Here is a 16,497-nt window from a genome sequence, read left to right on the forward strand (position 1 = left end):
AATATTCTCCTGAATTAGTGGGCGCTGGCAGCCGATGCTGCGGCAGAGGCGGCAGCGGCAGGCGCAGCTTCGGCCTTGGCCGGTACGGCAACGGCTGGTGCGCCTGGCTTGACTTTTTGCAAGCCTTCCACGATCACGCGATCGCCTGCGGCCAGGCCGGACGTCACCAGCCAGTTGGTGCCGACGGTACCGCTGGTGGTCAGCACGCGTTGCTCGACCTTGTTTTCCTTGTTCAGGATCAAGGCGGTTGCCTGGCCCTTCTGGTTGCGCGTCACGCCCACTTGCGGCACGGTGATGGCTTTTTCATCGACGCCCGTTTCCAGCTGGGCACGTACGTACATGCCTGGCAGCAATTCGCCTTTCGGGTTCGGGAACAGCGCGCGCAAGATCACGTTGCCGGTGGTCGGATCGACCGTCACGCCAGCGAACTGCAGCTTGCCCGATTCGCTGTACTTGCTGCCATCCGGCAAGATCAGGTCGACCTTGGCCTGGCCTTCGCCCACTTTTTTCAGCGAGCCGTCGGCCATCTGGCGCTTCAGGCGCAGCAGGTCCGTGCTCGACTGGGTCACGTCGACATAGATGGGATCGAGTTGCTGCACGGTGGTCAGCGCGTCGGCCTGGCCCGCCGTGACCAGCGCGCCGGCCGTCACGGTCGAGCGGCTGGTGCGGCCGCTGATCGGCGCCGTCACGGTGCTGTATTTCAGGTTGATGTTCGCCGTTTCCAGCGCCGCAGTGGCGGACTCGACGTCTGCCTTGGCTTGCTCGAACGCAGCGACGGCATCGTCGTATTCCTGGCGGCTCACGCCTTCGATGGCGACCAGTTCCTTGTAGCGCGAGGCTTTCGGACCGGCCGTCAGCAGGTTGGCCTTGGCTTTCGACAGCGCGGCCTTGGCCGAATTATAGGCAGCCTGGTAGGTGGCGGGGTCGATCTGATACAGGGCCGTGCCCGCTTTCACATCGCTGCCTTCGACGAACAGGCGCTTCTGGATCAAGCCGCCGACTTGCGGACGCACATCGGCGACCTGGTAGGCATTCGTACGGCCGGGCAATTCGGCGCTCATCGGCAACGCGGCCGGATTAACAGTAAACACGACCACCTGTGGCGCTTGCTGCGCGTGAGGTGCTTCCTGTTTTTTACTGCAGCCGGCCATGATTACAGTGGCGCACAGAACGGCAATAGCGCCGCTCGTACGCGGCGACGTCAAGGAAAATGTTGGTTGCATCTTGGACTTTCTGAAAAAGAAGCTGGCTAGTGTCGTTAGAAATGACTAAATTTATTAACGCAGATCAAAGAATGAACGATCATTCTAAAATCGTCAAGCATCGTTACAATTGAAACATAGTAACTATCAAGCGGATTAAATTATCAATGAGGCAATAAAATGAAGGCAACAACAGCGTCGGCACGCCCGCCAATTCGAATGGGAAGCGGGCGGGCGGCGGCAAAACGGCAAAGCGGGAAAGTTGGATTGAATGATTACTGTAGCAGGGTAATGCGTTTTTTGCTGAGACCGTGATCGCGTACGCAACACTGCCTTGCGCGCCCCCGCCCTGTCACGATGAATATTTACCAATGGTATCGAAAAGACATGTCGCGCCGGACGCGCTAGTATAGTGATCACGGCGTGGCAAAGCGGGGGCGCAACGATGACGGCACAGGCGCGAAACACAGGGCAGCACGATGGCGCGAGCGGCCCGGACGCGCCGCCGCTGCTGTCGACGGGCGTCGCAGGCCTCGACGCGATACTCACCGGCGGCATGCTGGCCGAGCGCCTGTACCTGGTCGAAGGCGCCCCCGGCACGGGCAAGACCACCCTGGCGCTGCAATTTCTGGCCGAAGGCGCGCGCAGCGGCATGCCCGTGCTGTATATCACCCTGGCGGAATCCGCGATCGAGCTGCGCGGTGCGGCCCTGTCGCATAGCTGGGACCTGGCCGGCATCGCCATCGAAGAAGTGGCGCCCGGCGACGATATCCTCGACCCCGAGCGCCAGTACACCATCTTCCACCCGTCGGAAATCGAACTGGCCTCGACCAACCAGCGCATCCTCGCCGCCATCGAAAAGCACCGCCCTGTCCGCCTCGTGCTCGATTCGCTGTCCGAACTGCAGCTGCTGGCGGAAAACCCCCTGCGCTACCGGCGCCAGGTCGTCGCGTTGAAACAATACCTGGCCAGCCGGCACTGCACCACCCTGCTGATCGACGACCGTTCCGCGCTCGACGACGGCTTGCAAGTGCGTAGCGTGGCCCACTGCGTCATTTCGCTGGAGCTGCAAAACCAGGCCTACGGCAATGACCGGCGCCGCGTGCGGGTGGTGAAATACCGGGGCGTGCCGTTTCGCAGCGGCACGCACGACTACAAGATCGCCCATGACGGCCTGGTCGTCTTTCCGCGCCTGGTGGCGGCCGACACGCGCCGCGATGGCGACCATCGGCGCCTGTCGAGCGGCGTGCCCGAACTCGACACCATGACAGGGGGCGGCCTGGAAGAAGGCATGAGCACGCTCATTTCCGGCCCGGCCGGCAGCGGCAAGTCCACCCTGGCGGCGCAATTCGTGCACGCGGCCATAACGCGCGGCGAACCGTGCGCCATGTTCCTGTTCGAAGAAGCGCGCAGCAAGCTGCTGAACCGGGCCGACAGCGTGGGCATGCGCCTGCAGCCGGCACTCGATTCCGGCCTGTTGAGTGTGCAGCAAGTCGATCCGGCCGAGCTGACACCGGGAGAATTCGCCCAGGCCGTGGTCGAGGCGGCAGAACGGGGCGCCCAGGTCATCGTCATCGATAGCCTGAACGGCTACATGCATGCCGTGCCCGACGAGCGCTTCCAGAGCACCTATCTGCATGAACTGCTCAATTACCTGGGCCAGCGGGGCGTGGCCACCCTACTCGTCGGCGTGCAGCAAAACATGCTGGGCACCTCGATGACGACCTCGGCCGATGCCAGCTACCTGGCCGACGGCGTCATCATGCTGCGCTATTACGAAACGGAAGGCGAGGTACGGCAAGCCATTTCCGTCTTCAAGAAGCGCGGCAGCGCGCACGAGCGCAGCATCCGCCGCTTCGAGATCAGCCCGCAGGGCATCCGCATCGGCCCGGCCCTGGCCGGCTTTCACGGCATCCTGTCGGGCTTGCCCACCATCGGCGGCACGCCCTTCCCCTAGGAGTTGCCATGGAGCAGCGTATCCTGATCTACGCGCCTGGCGGCCAGGACGCCGCCCTGGCCGCCAGGGTGCTCGCCGGCGAGGCCATCGCCAGCCACGCCTGCCGCTCCGCCGGCGAACTGGCCGAGCAGCTGGCGCTGGGCGCCGGCGGCGTGCTGACGGTGGACGAATCCTTGCCTGCAGGCGTGTACGCCGTGCTCGACGCCTACGCCCGCCAGCAACCGGACTGGTCCGATTTACCCATCATCCTGCTGACGCACGCGGGACTCGATTCCCTGCCTTTGCGGCAAGCCGTCGCCACCCTGGGCAACCTGACCCTGCTGGAGCGCCCCGTACACATATTGACCCTGATCACCTCGGCCCACGCCATGCTGCGCGCACGCCAGCGCCAATACCAGGTGCGCGAGACGCAGCGGCGCAAGGACGAATTCCTAGCCAGCCTCGGGCATGAGCTGCGCAATCCGCTGGCGCCCATCAAGACCTCGGTGGCCCTGCTCAAGCACCTGTATCCGGCATCGGAGCAGGTCTGCAAGGTCAGCGGCGTGATCGAGCGCCAGGTGATACACCTGACGCGGCTGGTGGATGACTTGCTCAACGTGGCGCGCATCACCAGCGGCAAGGTACTGCTGCAACGGGAAAATATTGAATTACAGCAAGTACTCGACCATGTGATCGAACTGTGCCAGCCCGCAGCCGACAGCCGGCACATCAGCATCACGCAGGCGTTGCCGCCGCATGCCGTGACCTTGCACGCCGACTATGCCAGGGTGGTGCAGATCTTTGCCAATATCGTGTCGAATGCCGTGAAGTTCACGCCGGAGGGCGGCCACATCCACATGACGGCGCGCCTGGCGCAAGGCTTGCTGCAGGTGACGGTCGAAGACAACGGCATCGGCATCGAGCCGGACGCCATCCCGCGCATCTTTTCCATGTTTGAACAGGGGCGCACGGTGGAAGGCCAGATGGCCAGTGGCCTGGGCATCGGCCTGAGCCTGGCGCGCCAATTTACAGAGATGCATGGCGGCAACATCGAAGCGTACAGCGACGGCCCCGGCCGCGGCAGCCGCTTCATCGTCACCCTGCCCGCCAGCGCCGGCGACGCCCAGGCAGCCGCCCCGGCCACGCTGGCGGCCGCCCGCAGCGAGTCGCCCGCCGGCGCTGGCCAGCCCGTGCAAGTGCTGGTGGTGGACGACAACCTCGATGCGGCCGATGCCTTGCAAAGCCTGTTCCAGCTCGAGGGCTATACCGCCAGTGTCGCGTATGGCGGCGCGCAAGCCCTGGCGGCCGTCGACAGGTCGTGGCCGCAACTGGTCGTGATGGACCTGGGCATGCCGGACATGGATGGTTATGAGGCGGCGCGCCAGATACGTCAGCGTGCGCAGGGGCGCGAGGTACTGCTGATCGCCCTGACGGGCTGGGGAGAGGCGCGCTCACGCACGGAACAAGCCGGTTTCGACCATCACCTGACGAAACCGGTGGACTTCGCCGCCATCTCCGCCCTGCTGGAACAGCACCTGGCGCGGCGAACGGGGACCGCTACGCGGACAAAATAGCGTTTATTTCCACTTGCCGCGCAATTCCTGCACCTTTTGCTGCAGCAATTCCGGCGTGGCGGCCTCGGGCGCCACGGGCATGCCCACGGCCAGCGACAGGCGCGAGCGCAAGCCCGCCTTGAAGGCGCGCTCGAACAAATGGCCATTGCGATGGCTCAACAGATGTCCCCACAAGCCGCGCAGCGCCAGTGGAATCACGGGCACCTTGCTGCGCTCGACGATCTTCGCGATGCCGCCCTTGAATTCGCTGATCTGGCCCGTGCGCGTCAGCTTGCCTTCGGGGAAGATGCACACCAGCTCGCCCTCGTGCAGCGCTTGCGCGATATCAATGAAAGCCTTTTCCATGAGGAAAGGATCTTCCTTGGCCGGCGCGATGGGAATCGCCTTGGCCGTGCGGAAAATCCAGCCCATCAGCGGCATCTTGAAGATGCGGTGGTCCATGACGAAACGGATGGGCCGAGGGCTGGCCGCCATGATGACGATGGCGTCCACATAGCTGACGTGGTTACACACCAGCACGGCCGCCCCTTCCGTCGGGATGCGCTCGCCATCGACGACTTTCACGCGGTGCACGGTCTGTATCAGTATCCACGCGAGGAAGCGCATGAGGAATTCCGGCACCAGCGAGAAGATGTAGGCCGCCACCAGCGCGTTCAGGATGGCCGTGACGAGGAACAACTGCGGAATCGTAACCCCCTGGCCCAGCAGCACGATGGCCACGCCGGCGGCCGCCACCATGAACAGGGCGTTCAGGATATTCATGCCGGCGATCGTGCGCGAAATGTGCTTGGGGTCGCAGCGCGTCTGGATCAGGGCGAACAGGGGCACGATGAAAAAGCCGCCGAAGACGCCGATCATGACGATGTCGAGCAAGATGCGCGGCACGCCGGCCTGGCTGACAAAGGCCAGCGCATCGACCACTTGCGTATTCGCATACGCATTGCTGGCGAAATACAGGTCGATGCCGAACAGCGACAGGCCGATGGAACCGAACGGCACCAGGCCGATCTCGATCTTGTGGCCCGACAAACGCTCGCACAGCAGGGAACCCGTGCCGATGCCGACGGAAAACACGGTCAGCACCAGCACGAACACGCTGTGGTCGCCATGCAGGAAATCCTTCGAATACACGGGGAACTGCGCCAGGATCAGGGCGCCATAGAACCAGAACCAGGAGTTGCCCAGCATGGCCAGGAAGACGGGACGATTCTTGCGCGAAAAATTCAGGTTGCGGAACGATTCGGCGACGAAATTCAGGCTCACCTTCAAGTCCGGCTCGGGCGCCGGCGTGCGCGGCACGCGATAGCTGGCGATGAGGCCGAAAACGGCCACGGCAATCGTCGCGCCCGCCACCAGTTCCACGCCCAGCGGCTTGTGCACGATCAACACGGCGCCGAGGATTTCGCCCAATAAAATGCCGACAAAGGTGCCCATTTCGATCAGGCCATTGCCGCCGACCAGTTCCTCGGGTTTGAGCTGCTGCGGCAGGTAGGCATACTTGACGGGACCGAACAGGGTTGAATGCACGCCCATGCCAACCACGGCGGCCACCAGCAGCCACAGGGTATGCGTCATCCAGCCCGCGGCGGCCACGGCCATGATGGCCAGTTCCATCCATTTCACGAAACGGGCCAGGCCCGCCTTTTCGAACTTGTCGGCCAGCTGGCCCGCCGTGGCTGAAAACACGACATAGGGCAGGATGAACAGGCCGGGAATCAGGTTGGTGATGGTGGACGGATCGAGCGTGGTCCAGCTCAGCGCATCGTAGGCGAGGATCACCATCAAGGCCGTCTTGAACAGATTGTCGTTGAAGGCGCCAAAGAACTGGGTCCAGAAGAAGGGCCCGAAACGGCGCTGCGACAATAAGGAAAACTGGCTGCTTTGACTCATGGCATGGGGAACTGGCAATTAAGGAATTGCTAAAATACAGCACTATCTTGCGCACGACAATCTGAATGTCGGCATCTTGCTTGACATCAATATGAAAAGCCCGCTCCGGCCCCATGCTTGCCTTGCCGCCGAACACACTTCCTGGCACTTGCCCTGACACAACAGAAATCGCTTGTTTCTTGATAATAAGGTAATGTGCGCATACATTGGGCGCCTTCGCCCTGCCCTTTCAGGAAAGCTGCCCCATGTTTGGATTGATCACGCTGTTCATCCTTGGCTTGCTGATTACCGCCTTCGTGCTGGTGCTGCAATACCGCCGCAAGGTGGCGGATCTGGAATTGCTGACGGCACGCCTGCGCAAGGAAGTCGACGGCATCCAGCAGCGCCTGCGGACGCTGGAAGGCCAGGGCGAAGCGCCTGCGGCTACGCCCGTCGTGCCCGTCGCACCGGCCGTGCCCGCCAGCGCGGCACCGGTGGCGGCGCCGACGCCTTTGCCGACACCCGCCCCCGTGCCGCAAGCGGCCGCGATCAAGGTGGCCGAGGTGGCGCAGGTCGCGCCGGCACCAGTGCCGGCAGCAGCCTCCGCAGCAGAAGCCCCCGTGGCGCCGAAACCGGCTCCGCCGCCCTCCGCCAGACCCGCCCCTGCCGTCCCGAATACCCCGTCCTGGATCGCGCACCCGGATGGCCTCGTTGCCAAGGCGAAAAACTGGCTATTCACGGGCAACCTGGTCGCCAAGCTGGGCTTGCTGATCCTCTTCCTCGGCGTCAGCTTCCTGCTCAAGTACGTGTCGGCCCAGGTTACTCTGCCCATCGAGCTGCGCCTGGCCGGCATCGCGCTGGCCGATATTGCCCTGCTGGCCTGGGCCTGGCGCATCCGCCTCAGCCGCCCAGGCATCAGCCTGCCGCTGCAGGGCACGGCGCTGGCGATATTGATGCTGGTCACGTTTGGCGCCTTCCGCCTGTATGAACTGATCCCGGCCGGCCTGGCGTTTGCCGTGCTGTTCGTGCTGACGGCGTTCACGTGCCTGCTGGCCGTGCTGCAAAACGCCGTGTGGCTGGCTGTCTTCGGCATCGTCGGCGGCTTTGCCGTGCCCCTGCTGGTGTCGACGGGCAGCGGCAACCATATCGGTCTGTTCAGCTATTACGCGCTGCTCAACGCGGGCGTCTTCGCCATCGCCCTGAAACGCGCCTGGCGCGTGCTGAATGTCCTGAGCTTTGGCTTTACCTTTGTCGTTGCCACCACCTGGGGCCTGCTGCGCTACTCGCCCGAGCACTACCTGTCGACGCAGCTGTTCCTGATCCTGTTCGTGCTGTTCTATATCGGCATCGCAATCGCCTACTGCGCGCGCCAGGCGCCGCGCCTCAAGCACTACGTGGATGGCACCCTGGTCTTCGGCACGCCGCTGGCGGCGATGGGCCTGCAATACGGCCTGGTCCGGCACTTTGACTTTGGCCTGGCGTTTTCCGCGCTGCTTGCCGGCCTGTGCTACACGGGACTTGCCGTGGCGCTGTGGCGCCGCGCAGGTTTCAAACTGCTGGCCGAAGCCTTCCTCGCGCTGGGCATCGTGTTTGGCACCCTGGCCATCCCGTTCGCCCTCGACGGCCGCTGGACGTCCGCCGCCTGGGCGCTGGAAGGCGCGGGCATCGTCTGGGTCGGCTTGCGCCAGCGCCAGACGCTGGCCTGGGCTTTCGGCTTGCTGGTGCAGGGAGCCGCCTGGCTTGCCTTCCTCGGCGCCATGCTGGAACTCGATACGGCAGCGGCCCTGGACGCCAACATCTGGCTGGGCTGCGCGCTGCTGGCCGCCGCCGCGCTGGTGATGGCCTTCAACTTCCGCCGCAACGGCAGCCACTTGCATCCGGAGTTCATGAGCAGCCTGTCCGTGCTGTTCCTGACGGCCGCCACAGTCTGGCTGCTGGGCGGCATCTGGAGCGAAATCCTGCTGCGCACGGATGCCGCCACGCAGCTGAACCTGCTCACCGTCAGCGCGCTGGCAGTGGCAGCCCTGCTGGCGGCGCTGGCGCGGCGCGAACAATGGCATGCGCCGCGCGCGCTGCTGCTGGCCGTGCAGGTACTGGCCGGCATGGTCATGCTCAGCCGCGCCAGCTGGGCCTGGGACCAGCATCCGGCCAACCTGTTCGGCGGCTCCTTCCTCAGCGCCCTGCTGCTGGGCGCCGCCGCCTTTGCCAGCGCCCGTTTCCTTGCGCTGCGCGCGCGCGGCGGCGACGAGCTGCTGGCCCTGGTGGCGCGCCCCCTGCTGGCCTGGAGCGGCTTGCTGTGGTTTGCCGCCATCCTCGTGCCCTTCACCAGCTGGCTGCTGCGCCTGATCGACGGCAACCTGGAGCTGCAAGCGCACGCGGGCGAACACTGGCTGGCGCTGTACCTGATCGCCGTCTGCGTCACGACGCCCGCGTTCGCCCTCCTGGCGCGGCGCCTCGATTGGCCGCAGCTGCGCTGGATCAGCGCGGCTGCCTGGATTGGCCTGGGCCTGTGGAGCGCCAACCTGCTGCTGGCGCTGTACCTGCGCGATTACCTGCCGACCGGCTTGAGCTGGCTGGCTTTGGCCAGCGCCCTGGCGGCAGGAGAATACCTGCTGCGGGCCTGGCCGCAAGCGGGCTGGCAAATCGAAGTGCGTGCGCAGCGCCTGCTGCATACGCTGCGCACGGCCGCGCCATGGTTGATGCTGTGGCCGCTTGGCGCCATCCAGGTCAGCGCAGGGCTGGCGCAGCATGAAGGCAGCGTCAGCCCTGCCTGGGCCCGCTACTTGCCGGCCTGGGCCATGATGCTGGTACTGGCCTGGCTGATCCGCCGCTGCCGCGCTGGCGCCTGGCCGGTGGCGCCGATTGCGGCGTGGTACCAGCGTTATCTGATACCGCTGGCGGCGGCATGGTCGCTGCTGCTGATCGCCGCATGGAACATTTTCGACGACGGCGCCATGGCACCGCTGCCGTACTTGCCATTGCTCAATCCGCTGGACCTGAGCACGGGTTTTGCCGTCCTGCTGGCCGTTGCCAGCTACCGCTTGCTGCCGGCGGGCCAGATGCCGCTGCCCGCCGTGTGGCAGGCGCGCTTGCCCGTCCTGGCCGCGTGCCTGCTGTATGGCTGGTTCAACCTGATGCTGCTGCGCACGGTGTCGCAGTACCTGGGCGTGCCCTACACATTTGACGCCATGCTGGCCTCGCAATTCGTGCAAGCGATGCTGTCGCTGGTGTGGAGCGTGACGGCCCTGCTGCTGATGCGCCACGCGGCGCGCCAGCAGCGGCGCCAGCAATGGAGCCTGGGCGCCGTGCTGCTGGGCCTGGTCGTCCTGAAACTGTTCCTGATCGACCTGTCGAACGTGGGCGGCATCGAGCGCATCGTCTCCTTCGTCGGTGTCGGTTTGCTGATGGTCTTGATCGGCTACCTGGCGCCCTTCCCCAAGGCTGCCGCGCCCGCTTCAGCCGAACCGCAACAAGGAGCCGCATGAAGCCCTCATTGATCTGCTGCAGCCTGCTGGTGGCAGGCGCCGCGCTGGCCGCGCCCGGCCAGGACCGGCCACAGGACTATGCCTGGAGCATGCCCGTGCAGGTGCCGGCCGGCGCCGGCATCGTCCAGCTGATATTGCCCAGGGACGTCTACCTGCACGCCAGCTCGGCCAGCCTGGCCGACCTGCGCCTGTTCGACGCGGACGGCAAGCGCCTGGCCTACGCCATCGGCGCGCCGCCCGCGCAATCGGCCACGCAACGGACTGCCATTCCCGCCCGCATTTTCCCCGTGACGGGCGCGCCGGCAACTGGCGATGGCTTGCAAGGCATCGATATCCGCACGGCGGACGATGGCCGTTTGCTGTCGGTCAGCACGCGCGCCGGCACGGCAGCGACCACGGCGGCGCTGCAGGCGCTGATCCTCGACTTGGGCAAGCAGACGCAAGACAAGCGTATCGCCGCCTTGCGCTTCACGCCGCCTACCCGCACGGACAATTACAGTGCGCAAGTGCTGCTGGAAGTGAGCGATGACCTGAAGCAATGGGACGCCATCGGCACTACCACCCTGAATTGGCTCAGCAACAGCGACACGCAAACCCTGGCCAACGACAGCATCGCCTTTGCGCCGCGCGCCTTCCGCTATGCGCGCCTGAGCTGGCAAGCGGGCGAACCGCTGGCCTTTGCGGCAATCACGGCGCAAGCCGTCAGCGAAACGGAGATCGCCCCAGCGCGCGCCTCCATCGTGCTGCAAGGCTTGCCCGGCAAGCAGGCGAATGAATGGCGCTACGCCACGCCCCTCGCCATTCCCGCCGACAGCATCGCCCTGCAATTGACGCAGACCAATACGGTACTGCCCGTGACCCTGGGCGTGTATCGCCAGAGCAGCTATGTTCCCCGGCACCGGCTGCCCCTGCGCCACCAGGCGCGTCCCGCGCAAGGCGCGTATTTCGATCCCCTGCTGAGCACGACGTTTTACCGCATCGGCCTCGATGGCAAGGAGAGAATCTCGGGCGACCTGGCCATGCCCGTGACGCAAACGGGCGAATGGGTACTGCAGACGGCCACGGAACTCCAGCTCGACGCCAGCGATGCGCCCGCCCTGCGCCTGGGCTGGACACCGGCTACCGTCGTTTTTCTGGCCAGCGGCAAACTGCCTTATCAACTGGCATTAGGCAACAGCAACGCCGCCGCCGTGGCGCAACCGCTGTCGCAGGTGGCGCCCGGCTTCAAGGCGGACGAGTTGCTGGCGCTCAAGACGGCCACCGCCGGCCAGCTCCACCCTAACGGTGGCGCGGCGGCACCCGCACGCGCCACAAAAGACGGGGCACCGTGGCGCCTGGCCGCATTGTGGGGCGCACTGCTGCTGGGCGTGGGCGTGCTGGGCTTCTTTGCCTGGCGCTTGCTGTCGCAAATGAAACAGGAACAACAGGAACAACAGGAACAAGAGGAACAAACGGGGCAGCAAAAAACGGGCCAACAACAAACGGGTCCGCAATAAAAGGACCCGCAAGCAATGGGCCGGCAAGCAATGGAGGATGGCGCAAACAGGCGCGGCCAGCGGCCAGACTAGGGGCCAGAAAGACCAGGCGCCACGAATGGCTTTACACAAATGGATTTATTGCGGCGTACTGACTTGCCGGCTTCACTGCTGGCTGGCTTCTCTGCTTGCTGGCTTGCTGGCTTGCTGGCTTGCTGGCTTGCTGGCAGCTGGCAGCTGGCTAGCAAGCAGGCAGGTCGGCTTGCACGCTCACTGCCGCAGCAACGCCTTGAACGTCTGCGGCATCCAGGGACGCGCCGCCAGCATGAAGCTGATGGCCAGGCGCTCATCGCCGGGCAAGCGCGCGTCTTCCTGATGTTGCTGCGAGAATTCCACCGCCACTTGCTTCAGGCGTTCCAGCAAGGCCGCCGTGGATTTTTTCGACAGCATCACGTTCACCAGGCGCAACAATTCCGTCTCGCCATCGAATTGGGAATTCAAATAGTCACCATAGGCTTCCTTTTTGAAATACGTGTGGATGGGACCGTTCGGTATCCACGCAAACGTGCGCGCCACCAGCAGTTTGACCCGGTTATTCGGCAGCAGTTCCAGAAAACCGATCTTGTCGAGGCGCAGCAGGTATTTCACGGCTTGCGCCTCGCTGATGTCGTAGATGGCGACGATCTGTTCCAGCGGCAGCAGGTTCAGGGCAGAGACAGCCACCACGAACAGCCGGGTGTCCTCGATGATTTCCTTTTCCTGCGCATATGTCAGTCCCGTGATCAGAGTGGGCGCGGCCTGGGCAGACTGCACGGCCAGCGCCAGCTGCTGGAAATCGCTGCCGATGGCCACCAGGATCTGGTCCAGGCGCTGCAGGGTAAATTGCTTCTGCGAAAACATCCGCTTGACGCTGGCTTCGGATACGCCGATGCGCAGTGCCAGCTCGGCATACGTGACGGCGCGCGCTTTCAACAGGCGTTTCAAGGCTTCGATCAAGGCGTGGGTTTGCGGCATGCATTTCCTTTATAAAAATGGCATCGGTTCTGACGGCAAAAAAGTAGCGCAATACGCTACCTGCGGTATGCCTGCCCGCTACGAGTAGCGTTTTCATTGACCAATTGCCCACAGTCTACAATGATGGCGTTGCCACTTGGCACACTTGAAGGAGAAACACATGAAACGCCTGCTGCCCCTCTACCTGTCCCTGTCGCTGTTGACGCTCTCCGTGGCCGCTCCCGGCCTGGTCCACGCCGCCGCCTCGGAGAACCTGTCGAAAGGCTCGCAAAACCTCAGCCAGGGTTCCGCCATCGTCGTCGCCGGCTCCATGTCGATGCTGGTCGCCTCCGGCCAGGTGGTGGTCGCCAGCGTGGAAACGGTGGGCGAAGGCATCGTCATCGTGCTGAAAGGCGCGTCCGAAGCGGGTGGCGCTTCCATCCAGATGAGCACGCAAGCGGCCAAGGGCCTGTCGCTGGCGGCCGGCACCGTGGTCAACGTGGTGGCGCTGTCCACCGGACACATGCTGGTTCTTTCCGGCAAGGCCATCGCCTTCATCCCGAACGAACTGGGCAAGGCGCTGCTGCACCACTCCAAAGTGTAACCATCAATGAAGAACGGAAATCCCATGAAACATCTGCTCGCCACCGCCCTGCTGTGCGCCACCACCATGGCGCCGCTGGCCCAGGCCGCCAATTCCGACACCACCAACGCGTCCGACAACGCCAGCATGGCGTCGGCCATCGTGCTCGTCGGCTCCATGTCGGTGCTGGCCGCCGCCGGTGAAATCGTCATCGACAAGGTGGAAGACGTGGCCGACGGCAGCGTCCTCGTGCTGAAGAGCGCAGCCAGGGGCGCCTCGCAGGCGGCCACGGCCTCCGTCAAGCTGAGCCAGAAAGCCGCGCAAGGCCTGTCGCTGACGGCCGGCACGGCCATCCAGGTGGTGGCCGTCTCGACGGGCCACATGCTGGTACTGTCAGGCAAGGCCATCGCCTATGTGCCGGATGCGGCCGGCAATGCCATCCTCCACCATTCGAAAGCGTGAACCCATGAAACGCCTGACTGTCATGATCATCAGCCTGGCCCTGGCCGGCGCCGCCCATGCGGGACGCTCGTGCGAGGAAAAGCAAACGGATGCGACCACCCTCGTCAAATCGATGGACCTGGCGCAAAAGACCCTGCAGGCGCTCGAGGGTTCGGGTGCGCAAGTGGCGCTGGTAGCGCGCGCCGGGCAAGACCTGTCGAAGTACAATTTGCGCTATTCGCACATGGCGCTGGCCTGGCGCGACCACCCGAAGGGCCGCTGGCTGGTGGTGCATGAACTCAATGAATGCGGCACGGCGCAATCGTCGCTGTACAACGAAGGCTTGGGCAATTTCTTCATGGATGACGTGTTCATGTATGAAACCCTGATCCTGATTCCCGGCCAGGATACGCAACAGCAGCTGGTGCGACTGCTGACGTCGAACACGCCCAAGCGCCTGCATGAGGCGCACTACAATATGCTGGCCTATCCGTTTTCCACCAAGTACCAGAACTCGAACCAGTGGGTGCTGGAAACCCTGGCCGCTGCCAGCAACGAGCCGGGCAAGATCGAAACACGCGCCGAAGCGCAAGGCTGGCTGCGCAGCGCCAGCTACGCGCCGCAAACGCTCAGCATACCGGCGGCCACGCGCCTGGGCGCGCGCATGTTCCGCGCCAATATCGCCTTCGACGATCACCCGTTCGAGCGCCGCATGACGCGCCAGATCGACGTCGTCACGGTCGACTCCATCGTGCGCTTCATGCGCCAGCGCGAACCGCAGGTGCAGGAAATCGTCGTACGGGGAAATTAAGGGCGCGGCAGCAGGCGAAACAGCGGTCCGATCAGCAATACCAGCACTACCATGCGCGCCACGTGGAAAGCCGTGACGATGGGGACGCCCAGATGCAGGGCCTTGGCCGTCAGCGACATTTCCGCGATGCCGCCGGGCGAGGTGGCCAGGATGGCCGTGCCGGGATGGATGCCCAGCCAGTGCGACAGGCCCAGTCCGAAGGCGGCCGCCAGCAGCAGCATCAGGAAACTGCACAGAGCCACGCCGGCCAGGTAGCGGGGAGCAGCATGCAGGAAGGCGGGAGTGAAGCGCGTGCCCAGGGCGATGCCGATGAACAGCTGGCCCGCACGTATCATCCATTCGGGCAGGCGCGACAGATGGATGCCGCAGGCCGTCAGCAGCAGCGCGGCCAGCAGCGGGCCGATGACCCACGCGTTGGGCAGCCGGCCCCGTTTTAATGCGAGGGCCGCCAGCACCGTGATGCCGACCAGCAGCGCCAGCCCGCCATAGTCGACCAGCGCGGCGCCCGGCACGAAAGTCTCATGCCCTTCTGCCAGGCCATGGCTGCCCCAGTAGCGCACGCCGAACGGAATCGTCGCCACCACCAGCATCATGCGCAGGCTGTGCGCGGCGGCCACCTTGCCCACGTCGGCGCCATGGCGCTCGCTCTGCACCGCCATCTCGGATGCGCCACCCACGGCCATGGCAAAAAAGGCGGTGGCATGATCGACGCCGGAGAGGCGACGCAGCAGCATGGCGCCGGACGCGCCCAGTGCCAGCGCGAACAGCACGGCGCCGGCGATCCATGGCGTATAGACGGTGAGCACGGCCAGCACGGGCGCCGTGAAATACAGACCCAAGGCCGTGCCGATGGCCCACTGTCCCGCTTCCCGCACGCGCACGGGGCAAGCCAGTTCGCGCCCCGCCAGGCGCAGCGCGGCCGTGGCAAACAGGGGGCCGATCATCCACGGCAGCGGCGTGTGCAGCCACAGGCAGATGGCGGCACCCGCCAGCCCGGCGGCCAGCGCCGCGCCGACTGCGCGCCAGCGCGGCCACCACGGCACCGTTAAAACACCCAGAGCTTATCGGCCGGCATGTGCAGCCAGTACTTGCCTGCCTCGAGCTTGTGGCGCGAATACGCGCGCAAGCTGATGTTCTCGGCGCCGCCGCGTTCGAACAGGCATTCCCAGCGGTCGCCCAGGTACATGCAGGTCAGCAGCGGCAGCTCGATGGCGTTCTCCACCTGCGTGGCGCTGATCTTCACTTCCTCGACGCGGATCATGGTGGTCACTTCCGTGCCCGCGTTTGCGCCGCGCGCCACGCCCTGCATGGAGGCGCCATCGACCAGCAGGCGCACCTGCTTGCCTTCGCGCTGCACCACCTTGCCGGGCAGGCGGTTGTTACTGCCCATGAATTCGGCCGTAAACAGGGTGTCCGGCGTTTCATACATGCTTTGCGGCGTGCCCTGCTGCTCAATCTTGCCGTTATTGAGCAGCAAGATACGGTCGGAAATGGCCATCGCCTCGCCCTGGTCATGCGTCACCATCAGGGCCGACAGGCCCAGGCGCACGATCAGTTCGCGCAGGAAGGCGCGCGCTTCCTCGCGCAGCTTGGCGTCCAGGTTCGACAGCGGTTCGTCGAGCAGGATCACGGGCGGGTTATACACCAGCGCGCGGGCGATCGCCACGCGCTGCTGCTGGCCGCCGGACAGCTGGTGCGGATAGCGCTCGCCCAGGTGTCCGAGTCCCAGCTGCGTCAGCACTTCCTTGATGCGCGCGGCGATTTCCGTGCTGCCCATCTTGCGCAATTTGAGGCCGTAGGCGACGTTGTCGAACACGGTCTTGTGCGGCCACAGCGCGTACGACTGGAACACCAGTCCCAGGTTGCGATGCTCGGCCGGCATCTCGAAATGCTTCGCGCCGTCGAAGACATTGCGCTCGCCGATCTGGATGGTGCCCGCCTTCGGGCTTTCCAGCCCGGCGACGGCGCGCAGCAAGGTGGTCTTGCCGCTGCCCGAAGGTCCCAGCAGCGCGACCACTTCGCCTTTTTGCAGGTGCATCGAGACACCTTTCAGGATCTGGTTGGCGGCGGCGCCGGTGCCGTAGTCCAGGTACAGCTCATTGACGGTCAATTCATTCATGATGTGGTC

12 protein-coding genes are annotated in these 16,497 nt (G+C 64.7%); 7 read left to right on the forward strand and 5 right to left on the reverse strand.

The window, feature by feature from the left end:
- Window positions 1–14: 14 nt before the first annotated feature.
- The gene (locus O3298_RS02160; RefSeq protein ID WP_369811443.1) at window positions 15–1,223 is read right to left on the reverse strand and encodes an efflux RND transporter periplasmic adaptor subunit; all 1,209 of its coding nucleotides are present in this window, start codon (window positions 1,221–1,223) and stop codon (window positions 15–17) included.
- Window positions 1,224–1,647: 424 nt separating this feature from the next.
- Between O3298_RS02160 and O3298_RS02165 the strand changes: the two genes are divergently transcribed.
- Window positions 1,648–3,159 (forward strand): ATPase domain-containing protein, encoded by a 1,512-nt coding sequence (locus O3298_RS02165; protein WP_305058416.1) that lies wholly within the window; start codon window positions 1,648–1,650, stop codon window positions 3,157–3,159.
- 8 nt (window positions 3,160–3,167) lie between these two features.
- Window positions 3,168–4,712: an ATP-binding protein gene (locus O3298_RS02170; protein WP_305058417.1), complete on the forward strand. Its 1,545-nt coding sequence runs from the start codon at window positions 3,168–3,170 to the stop codon at window positions 4,710–4,712.
- A 3-nt stretch (window positions 4,713–4,715) separates the two neighbouring features.
- On the opposite strand, the gene O3298_RS02175 is transcribed toward O3298_RS02170, so the two are convergent.
- Window positions 4,716–6,602: an MFS transporter gene (locus O3298_RS02175; RefSeq protein WP_305058418.1), complete on the reverse strand. Its 1,887-nt coding sequence runs from the start codon at window positions 6,600–6,602 to the stop codon at window positions 4,716–4,718.
- A gap of 245 nt (window positions 6,603–6,847) precedes the next feature.
- Between O3298_RS02175 and O3298_RS02180 the strand changes: the two genes are divergently transcribed.
- Window positions 6,848–10,066 carry a DUF2339 domain-containing protein gene (locus O3298_RS02180; RefSeq protein WP_305058419.1) on the forward strand — a complete coding sequence of 1,073 codons (3,219 nt, stop codon included), beginning with the start codon at window positions 6,848–6,850 and terminating at the stop codon, window positions 10,064–10,066.
- Window positions 10,063–11,562, forward strand: coding sequence for a DUF3999 family protein (locus O3298_RS02185; RefSeq protein ID WP_305058420.1), 1,500 nt, complete (start codon window positions 10,063–10,065; stop codon window positions 11,560–11,562). The genes O3298_RS02180 and O3298_RS02185 overlap by 4 nt, the downstream gene beginning before the upstream one ends.
- 249 nt (window positions 11,563–11,811) lie before the next feature.
- On the opposite strand, the gene O3298_RS02190 is transcribed toward O3298_RS02185, so the two are convergent.
- Window positions 11,812–12,555, reverse strand: coding sequence for a helix-turn-helix transcriptional regulator (locus O3298_RS02190; protein WP_305058421.1), 744 nt, complete (start codon window positions 12,553–12,555; stop codon window positions 11,812–11,814).
- A gap of 160 nt (window positions 12,556–12,715) precedes the next feature.
- Here O3298_RS02190 and O3298_RS02195 point away from each other — a divergent pair, with 160 nt between their 5' ends.
- The 3 genes from O3298_RS02195 to O3298_RS02205 are packed head-to-tail and all read left to right on the forward strand — an operon-like array spanning window position 12,716 to window position 14,369.
- Window positions 12,716–13,138: a hypothetical protein gene (locus O3298_RS02195; RefSeq protein ID WP_305058422.1), complete on the forward strand. Its 423-nt coding sequence runs from the start codon at window positions 12,716–12,718 to the stop codon at window positions 13,136–13,138.
- A 24-nt stretch (window positions 13,139–13,162) separates the two neighbouring features.
- On the forward strand, window positions 13,163–13,579 hold the full coding sequence (locus tag O3298_RS02200) for a hypothetical protein (protein ID WP_305058423.1): 417 nt from the start codon (window positions 13,163–13,165) through the stop codon (window positions 13,577–13,579).
- Window positions 13,580–13,583: 4 nt separating this feature from the next.
- A complete protein-coding gene (locus O3298_RS02205) occupies window positions 13,584–14,369 on the forward strand; it encodes a DUF2145 domain-containing protein (protein WP_305058424.1) in 786 nt (261 codons plus the stop codon).
- Here O3298_RS02205 and O3298_RS02210 read toward each other — a convergent pair.
- Both O3298_RS02210 and O3298_RS02215 read right to left on the reverse strand, forming a co-directional pair.
- A complete protein-coding gene (locus O3298_RS02210) occupies window positions 14,366–15,412 on the reverse strand; it encodes an AbrB family transcriptional regulator (RefSeq protein ID WP_289898542.1) in 1,047 nt (348 codons plus the stop codon). The two genes, O3298_RS02205 and O3298_RS02210, sit on opposite strands and share 4 nt — an antisense overlap.
- 2 nt (window positions 15,413–15,414) lie before the next feature.
- The gene (locus O3298_RS02215) at window positions 15,415–16,488 is read right to left on the reverse strand and encodes an ABC transporter ATP-binding protein (protein ID WP_099667025.1); all 1,074 of its coding nucleotides are present in this window, start codon (window positions 16,486–16,488) and stop codon (window positions 15,415–15,417) included.
- Window positions 16,489–16,497: the final 9 nt, after the last annotated feature.

Source organism: Janthinobacterium sp. SUN137 (genome assembly GCF_030587265.1).
GTDB lineage: Bacteria > Pseudomonadota > Gammaproteobacteria > Burkholderiales > Burkholderiaceae_D > Janthinobacterium > Janthinobacterium kumbetense.